General features: G+C 58.4%; 4 protein-coding genes and 1 pseudogene. 4 read left to right on the top strand and 1 reads right to left on the bottom strand.

From position 1 onward, the window contains the following. A partial coding sequence (locus tag B3Y70_RS17240) for a DUF349 domain-containing protein (protein WP_288590204.1) occupies window positions 1-2,395 on the top strand: 2,395 nt, incomplete at its 5' end. Between the two features lie 4 nt (window positions 2,396-2,399). Here B3Y70_RS17240 and B3Y70_RS17245 read toward each other — a convergent pair. Beyond that, window positions 2,400-2,663, bottom strand: a complete 264-nt coding sequence (locus B3Y70_RS17245; protein WP_014421950.1) for a late competence development ComFB family protein — start codon at window positions 2,661-2,663, stop codon at window positions 2,400-2,402. Between the two features lie 186 nt (window positions 2,664-2,849). On the opposite strand from B3Y70_RS17245, the gene B3Y70_RS17250 reads away from it, so the two are divergent. The 3 genes and pseudogenes from B3Y70_RS17250 to B3Y70_RS17260 all read left to right on the top strand — a co-directional run. After that, window positions 2,850-4,058, top strand: a complete 1,209-nt coding sequence (locus tag B3Y70_RS17250) for an acetyl-CoA C-acetyltransferase (RefSeq protein WP_014421951.1) — start codon at window positions 2,850-2,852, stop codon at window positions 4,056-4,058. Window positions 4,059-4,086: 28 nt separating this feature from the next. Beyond that, a complete protein-coding gene (locus B3Y70_RS17255; protein WP_288590207.1) occupies window positions 4,087-6,237 on the top strand; it encodes a 3-hydroxyacyl-CoA dehydrogenase NAD-binding domain-containing protein in 2,151 nt (716 codons plus the stop codon). A 243-nt stretch (window positions 6,238-6,480) separates the two neighbouring features. Further along, window positions 6,481-7,248 (top strand): annotated as a pseudogene (locus B3Y70_RS17260) (tail-specific protease); the annotation flags it as partial.

The raw sequence follows: 7,248 nt of genomic DNA on the forward strand, positions 1-7,248 counted from the left end.
AAGCCAGAAGGCATCCGAAAAACCGCAAAGCAATCAGCCAACCGAAGAAGACAACCGACAGCAGTTACGCCAGCAGCAGGAACGCCAGCTTGGCGCCAGCCCTGAACAATCGGAACTCGCGGCTTTGGCAATAAAAGGTGTGACCTCCGCCATTCGACAGCAGGCGGCGAGCCAGCTAAACCAGGAAGCACACCTTCAGGCGGTGCTGAAACACGCAAAAGGCCGCGATAAAAGTGTTTACCAGACTGTCAAACAGTCACTTCAAACCCTGAAGGAACAACAGGCCAGCGAAGCGGCCACCCAGCATCGCATCACTGAACTGGTCAGCCAGGCACAGGAACAGGCCAGAAGCGAAGACACCAAGCTCTACGAGGCCCGGCTGAATGCCCTCCAGGACCACTGGCAGAGCGTTGAGAACAAAGCCAGCGCAGAGCACACCCAACAATTTCTGGAAGCCGTTCACCAGATTCGTGAACGTCTCAGGCAACTGGACGAGACGCGCCAGGAAGAGCAGCGGCACCTGGAACAAAAGCATCAACGGCAGGAAACACTGGAACTGCTGCAGCAAACCCTGAACCAGCTTAAATCCGCAGCGCCCTCTGAACTTCCTTCGGAATCTGCCCTGGATGCGTTGCAGAAAACCCAGGAAAACCGCTGGCTTGAGGCCACAAGGGACACCCAGGTGGATAAACAGGAGCAGAAGCAATACGAACAGGCCATGCTGGCTCTACGCAACTACCTTGGTGCGGTGCGGCGCCTGAACCTGGCGCGGCCGCAAATCAGCGAGCTGGAAAGCAACGACACCGAGACCCCTCAGGCTGCCGCCAAAGCCCTGTTGCAGGAAGTGGCCTGGCCGCAGGAATTCCCGCTACCGCAGGCCCTTGCCGATCTGCGGACCCTGGCCGGTAAGCCACGCACACAACCTGGGTCAGACGGAACCCGGGAACAGCAGCAGGCAAATGCGGCCGCGCTTAATACCACCCTGCCCAAACTGGAAGCCGCGCTGGAAGCAAAACAGTTCCGTGAATCCCGCCAGCTCCTGAAAACAGCCCAGAACCAGTTTCAGGCGCTTGATGATCGTCACCGCAAGCACTTCCAGGCCAAGATGCAGTTGCTTGCCGGCCAGTTCCGGGAACTGAGCGATTGGCAGGGTTTCGCCACCGAGCCCAAGCAGGTCTCTCTGTGCGAACAGATGGAATATCTGGCGGAACAACCGATGGAGCCGGAGGCCAAGGCAGAGCGAATCAAAGAACTGCAGAACGAATGGCGAGAACTCGGCGGCTCGTCCGACCGAACCCTCTGGAATCGTTTCAAAGCGGCGTCAGATCAGGCCTATGAGCCCTGCAAAGCCTACTTCGAGGCAAAAGCCGATCTCAAACAGGCCAACCTGCACAAACGGGAAGCCATCTGCGAGGAACTCGAACGCTTCCTCGCGCAGGCAGACTGGGCCAGTATTGACTGGAAAGGTGCCGAACGGATTCATCAGACCGCCCGTCAGGAATGGAAAGCGGCCTGGCCGGTAGACTTCCGGGATAACCGGCAGGTACAGAAGCGGTTTGACGACCTGCTGAAGAACCTGGAGCGGCCCCTGGACGAGGAGCGACAGAAAAACGAGGCCGCCAAACAGGCGATTGTCGAGCGGGCTCAGGCGTTGATTGACCATGAGCCTCTTCAGGAGGCCATGGATCAGGCCAAAGCCCTGCAATCGGAATGGAAGCGTATCGGCATCACCCGGCACCGCGAAGATCGCAAGCTCTGGCAGGCGTTCCGCCAAGCCTGCGACCAGATCTTCGAGCGGCGCGATGCCCAGCGGTCTGCACAGCAACAAGCGACCGAGAAGGCTGACGCCGACGCTCGCGCAGTGGTTGCCAAATACCGCGATCTCGGCACAGAGGCTGACGATGCGCTGATCCATGAAGCCAAAACCGAACTCAGGCCGTTAGCCGATATGCCGCTTTCACGACCGGTTCGGGACGAAGTACAAGACCTTCGTCAGCATCTGACAGAGCTGGGGCAGCGCAAAAAGCTGAAAGCCAGACTGGATAACTGGAAGACTCTGATCAAAGAGCGTGTGAGTGGCGCCCTTGCCCCGGAACAGGTTCCTTCAAACTGGCAGAATCTGGTTAACGGCGCGACCTCTCTTACAGGTAGAGACCTGGTGATCAGGGCGGAGATCGTTGCCGGCCAGGAGACTCCGGACTCAGACCAGGGACGGCGTATGGAAATCCAGGTTCAGCGTCTGGCCGAAGGTCTCGGTAGTGGCGACCAAACCACACCTGAGCAGGAACTGGAAAGGCTGATCGCACTCTGGTGCCTGCACCCGGAGATGAACGACCAGAGCGCAGAGCACGCTGGTCGACTGGTTCAGGCTTTGGAAAGCCGCCTGCAGCACTAAAGCATCATTCTCTCTGATGCTGCCTTACAAAATCCCTGGCTTGCCTGACCGCAGCCAGGGATTTTTCTTTCATCTCCTTTAATTCCTCATCGGCAAGGTAGAACATCATATCGATGGTGTGCCGATAGTACCTGGCCGGCAAACGATTCAGAGCCACACACATCACGTCGGTCAGATAATCCGCTGTGTCCGACTCCTCCCGGGTCGCATCGATCGCATCCAGCACCAGCCTTTCGTAGAAATTATCGATAGCATCTCTCAGAGACATGGTTACACCTGCCTGCTTTATAGGATCAATCTTTATTCAAGATAGAAGTCACAAGCGTTTGTGTCATTGTCCCTGAGCAATTTCGCCAATGGGATTGGCAGCGGCTGTCATTACCGGGGACTACACTGAACCGCTATGGTTATCACTCTTTGAAAACAAGCCCGGATAACAATCAGAGGAACAGATATGACCACCGAGGCGTACATTTTCGATGCCGTTCGCACCCCCCGCGGCCGCGGCAAGAAAGATGGCTCACTGCACAGTGTTAAGCCGATCACGCTGCTCACTACCGTGCTCAAGGCTCTGGAAGAGCGTAATCGGCTCGACACTTCTCAGGTAGATGATGTCGTCATGGGCTGCGTCACCGCCGTGGGTGACCAAGGCGCGGATATCGCCAAGACGGCGGCACTGGCCGCTGATTGGGATGAGAAAGTCGCCGGAGTAACCCTGAACCGCTTCTGCGCCTCCGGCCTGGAAGCCGTGAACCTGGCTGCCATGAAAGTACGCTCCGGCTGGGAAGACATGGTGGTAGCGGGCGGCGTTGAAGCCATGTCCCGCGTGCCCATGGGCTCTGACGGCGGCGCCTGGGCGACCGACCCGGAAACCAACCTGCATACAGGTTTCATGCCTCAAGGTATCGGCGCCGACCTGATCGCCACTCTGGAAGGCTTCACTCGCGAAGATGTCGACGGCTTTGCCGTGAAGTCCCAGCAAAAAGCTGCCAACGCCTGGGAAAAGGGTTATTTCGCCAAATCCATCGTGCCGGTTACTGACCAGAACGGCGTGGTCATACTGGACCGGGACGAGCACGTTCGCGGCAACACCACCGTGGAATCCCTGGCAGGCCTCAAGCCCTCGTTCCAGATGATGGGTGAGATGGGCTTTGACGGCGTCGCGCGGGAAAAATACCACTACGTGGAGAAGATCAACCACGTGCACCACGCCGGCAACTCTTCCGGCATTGTCGACGGTGCCACCGCCATGCTGATTGGCAGCGAAGCCAAGGGCAAGGAGCTCGGCCTCAAGCCCCGCGCCCGCATTGTCGCCACTGCCGTTACCAGCACAGACCCCACCATTATGCTCACCGGCCCGGCCCCGGCTGCCCGCAAGGCACTGGAGAAAGCCGGGATGACCGTGGACCAGATCGACCTGTTTGAAGTGAACGAAGCCTTCGCGTCGGTGGTGATGCGCTTCCAGAAAGAGTTGTCCGTTCCGGACGAGAAAGTGAATGTAAACGGCGGCGCCATCGCCATGGGCCACCCGCTGGGTGCTACTGGCGCCATCATCCTCGGCACCCTGCTGGATGAACTGGAACGCCGTGAACTGCGCTACGGCCTGGCCACCCTGTGTGTGGGCGGCGGCATGGGCATTGCCACCATCATCGAGCGCGTCTGAACACCACTTTCAAAAAAAGGAACCGACCATGAGTGCCATCCAATACGAACTGGGTTCAGACCAGATTCTGACCCTGACCATCGACATGCCGGGCCAGTCCGCCAACACCATGAACGGCGAGTTTCGAACTGCACTGACCGACACCGTCAACAAGGTCAAAAGCGACCTGGATAATGTCAAAGGCATTATCATTGCCTCCGCCAAGAAAAGCTTCTTTGCCGGCGGCGACCTGAATGAGCTGTACACAGTGACCCGCGAACAAGCCAAAGAGTTTGAAGACATGGTCAACGGCCTGAAGGCCGATATGCGTGCGCTGGAAACCTGTGGCAAACCTGTGGTGGCTGCCATCAACGGCACCGCTCTGGGTGGTGGCCTGGAACTCGCCCTGGCGTGTCATTACCGCGTTGCCATTGATGATGACCGGACCCAACTGGGCTTGCCGGAAGTCACCCTGGGCCTGCTGCCCGGCGGTGGCGGCACCCAGCGACTGCCCCGGATGATTGGCCTGGAAGCCGCCTTCCCGTTCCTGATGGAGGGTAAGAAGGTAAATCCAAAAGCCGCTTTGAAGGCCGGTATCGTGGATGAGTTGGCCAGCTCACCGGAAGACATGATCGCCAAGGCCCGGGCCTTCATCGACGCCAATCCCAAGTGCCAGCAACCCTGGGATCAGAAAGGCTTCAAGTTCCCCGGCGGCGCCCCACATCATCCAGCCATGGCGCAGAAACTGGCCATCGCACCCGCCATGCTGCGGCAAAAAACCAAGGGCTGCTACCCTGCCCCTGAGCGGATTCTGGCAGCAGCCGTGGAAGGCGCCCAGGTGGACTTCGACAACGGCAGCCTGATTGAAACCCGGTACTTTGCCGAGCTGGCCACCGGCCAGGTGGCCAAAAACATGACGGGCACCTTCTGGTTCCAGCTCAACGCTATCAAGGCCGGCGGCAGTCGCCCGGATGGCGTAGAAAAGGAAAGCTTCAAGAAAGTGGGCGTACTGGGTGCAGGCATGATGGGTGCCGGGATTGCCTACTCCACTGCCAGCCGCGGCATTGAGGTGGTGCTGAAGGATGTCTCGGTTGAAAACGCCGAGAAAGGCAAAAGCTATTCCGAAAATCTCCTGGCGAAGAAAGTCAGTCGCGGCCGCATGACCGAAGCCCAGAAAGACGAGGTGCTGGCCCGCATTAAAGCCACGGCTTCCGCCGACGACCTGGAAGGTTGCGATCTGATCATCGAAGCCGTGTTCGAAGACAGCGACCTGAAAGCCAAGGTAACCCAGGAAGCCGAGCCGAAAATGGTGGCCAACGGCATCTTTGCCTCCAACACCTCCACCATCCCCATTACCCAGTTGGCCCAGGCCTCGGCCAAGCCGGACAACTTTATCGGCCTGCACTTCTTCTCCCCGGTGGACAAGATGCAGCTGGTGGAAATCATCGTTGGCGAGAAGACCTCTGATGACACCCTGGCCCGGGCGTTCGATTACGTGCAGCAGATAGGCAAGATTCCCATTGTGGTGAACGACAGCCGCGGCTTCTTTACCTCCCGGGTGTTCGGCACCTTCGTGAACGAAGGTATCAGCATGCTGGCCGAGGGCATTCACCCCTCAAGTATCGAGAATGCCGGACTGCTGGCCGGCATGCCGGTAGGGCCGCTGGCCATCTCCGACGAAGTCAGCATGACCCTGATGCAGCACATCCGCGCCCAAAGCAAGAAAGACACGGAAGCCGCCGGCGGTACCTGGCAGCCGCATCCGGCCGAAGCCGTCATCGATGCCATGGTGGATACCCACGGACGCAAGGGCAAAGCCGCCGGTGCCGGTTTCTACGAGTATCCGGAGAAGGGCAAAAAATACCTGTGGCCGGAACTGGAGAACCTGTTCGTGGACCAGGACAAGGCACGCCATGTGCAGCTGCAGGATCTGAAAGATCGCATCCTGTTCATGCAGGCCATCGAGACCATCCGCTGTCTTGAGGAGGGTGTGCTGAGAACCGTGGAAGACGCCAACATTGGCAGCATCTTCGGTATTGGCTACGCGCCCTGGACCGGCGGTGCCATCCAGTTCGTCAACCAGTATGGCGTTCGGGCCTTTGCGGAGCGGGCGCAGCAGCTGGCAGACCAATACGGAGAGCGATTCGCGCCGCCATCCCTGTTGCTTCAGAAAGCCGAACGCAACGAAAACTTTAGCTGACCCTGCCGGCCGGAGGGCCTATACCCTCCGGCCACCTCTACCCTCAACTGCCGACAGTTTACTTCCGGTCACACGCCCCCATAGTTAGCCTCAGGCTGAAACGTATATGGACATATTGTCACGAAGCTATACCCCTAGCCTATGGCAACAGGTGTAGCGGTTGCCTACAATAAATTGAACAGTCACGGGTATTCACCCCCATTGTCATTGGTGGCGATTCCCAGCAGCTTCAGGTATGCATTTATGACCATTGCGGAAAACTCCATGCAGCGCCCGTCCCTGACTTCCCTCACCCGGAAAGCAGGCGCGGTCACGGCTCTGGCCCTGGGCCTCCTTGTCTCCGGCGCCTACGCAAAGATTGACGACTCCGCCAGGTATGAGCCGGTTGCGCCCACTATTGACCAGGCCCGCGCCAATATTCTGATTGCCCGGCAGCTGCAGTTCACGCATTTCCGCAATCTCGGCATCAGCGACGAACTGTCCGGCGATGTTTTCGATGCCTACCTGAATTACCTGGACAGCCAGAGAATCTACCTGACCCAGGAAGACATTGACGCCCTCTCCCGGGTCAAGAAACACCTGGGGTCAGCGCTCAAGACCGGCCAACTCCAGCCGGGCTTTGATATTTACAACCTGGTTCAACAGCGGGTTATCGAACGCCTGAAGTTCGCCCTGGGGCTCATTGATAACGGTATTGAGCAACTGGACTTCGCTGCCGATGAAAGGATTCGCGTCGACCGTTCCGAGGCGCCCTGGGAGGCAAACCAGGCCGCTCTGGACGAGCTCTGGACGAAGCGTATTAAAAACGCGGTTCTGGCCCAGAGACTGAACGGCGCAGACGATGAAGCGATCGAAGAAACGCTGCGCCGCCGCTATGAAGGGCAACTCAAACGCGCGTACCAGGCCCGCAGCGAAGATGCATTCCAGGCTTACATGAATGCTTTTACCGGTATGTGGGACCCTCACACGTCCTACTTTTCGCCCCGAACCTCCGAGAACTTCAATATCAAC

This window comes from Marinobacter sp. UBA5687 (genome assembly GCF_002420325.1).
Classification (GTDB): Bacteria; Pseudomonadota; Gammaproteobacteria; order Pseudomonadales; family Oleiphilaceae; genus Marinobacter; species Marinobacter nauticus.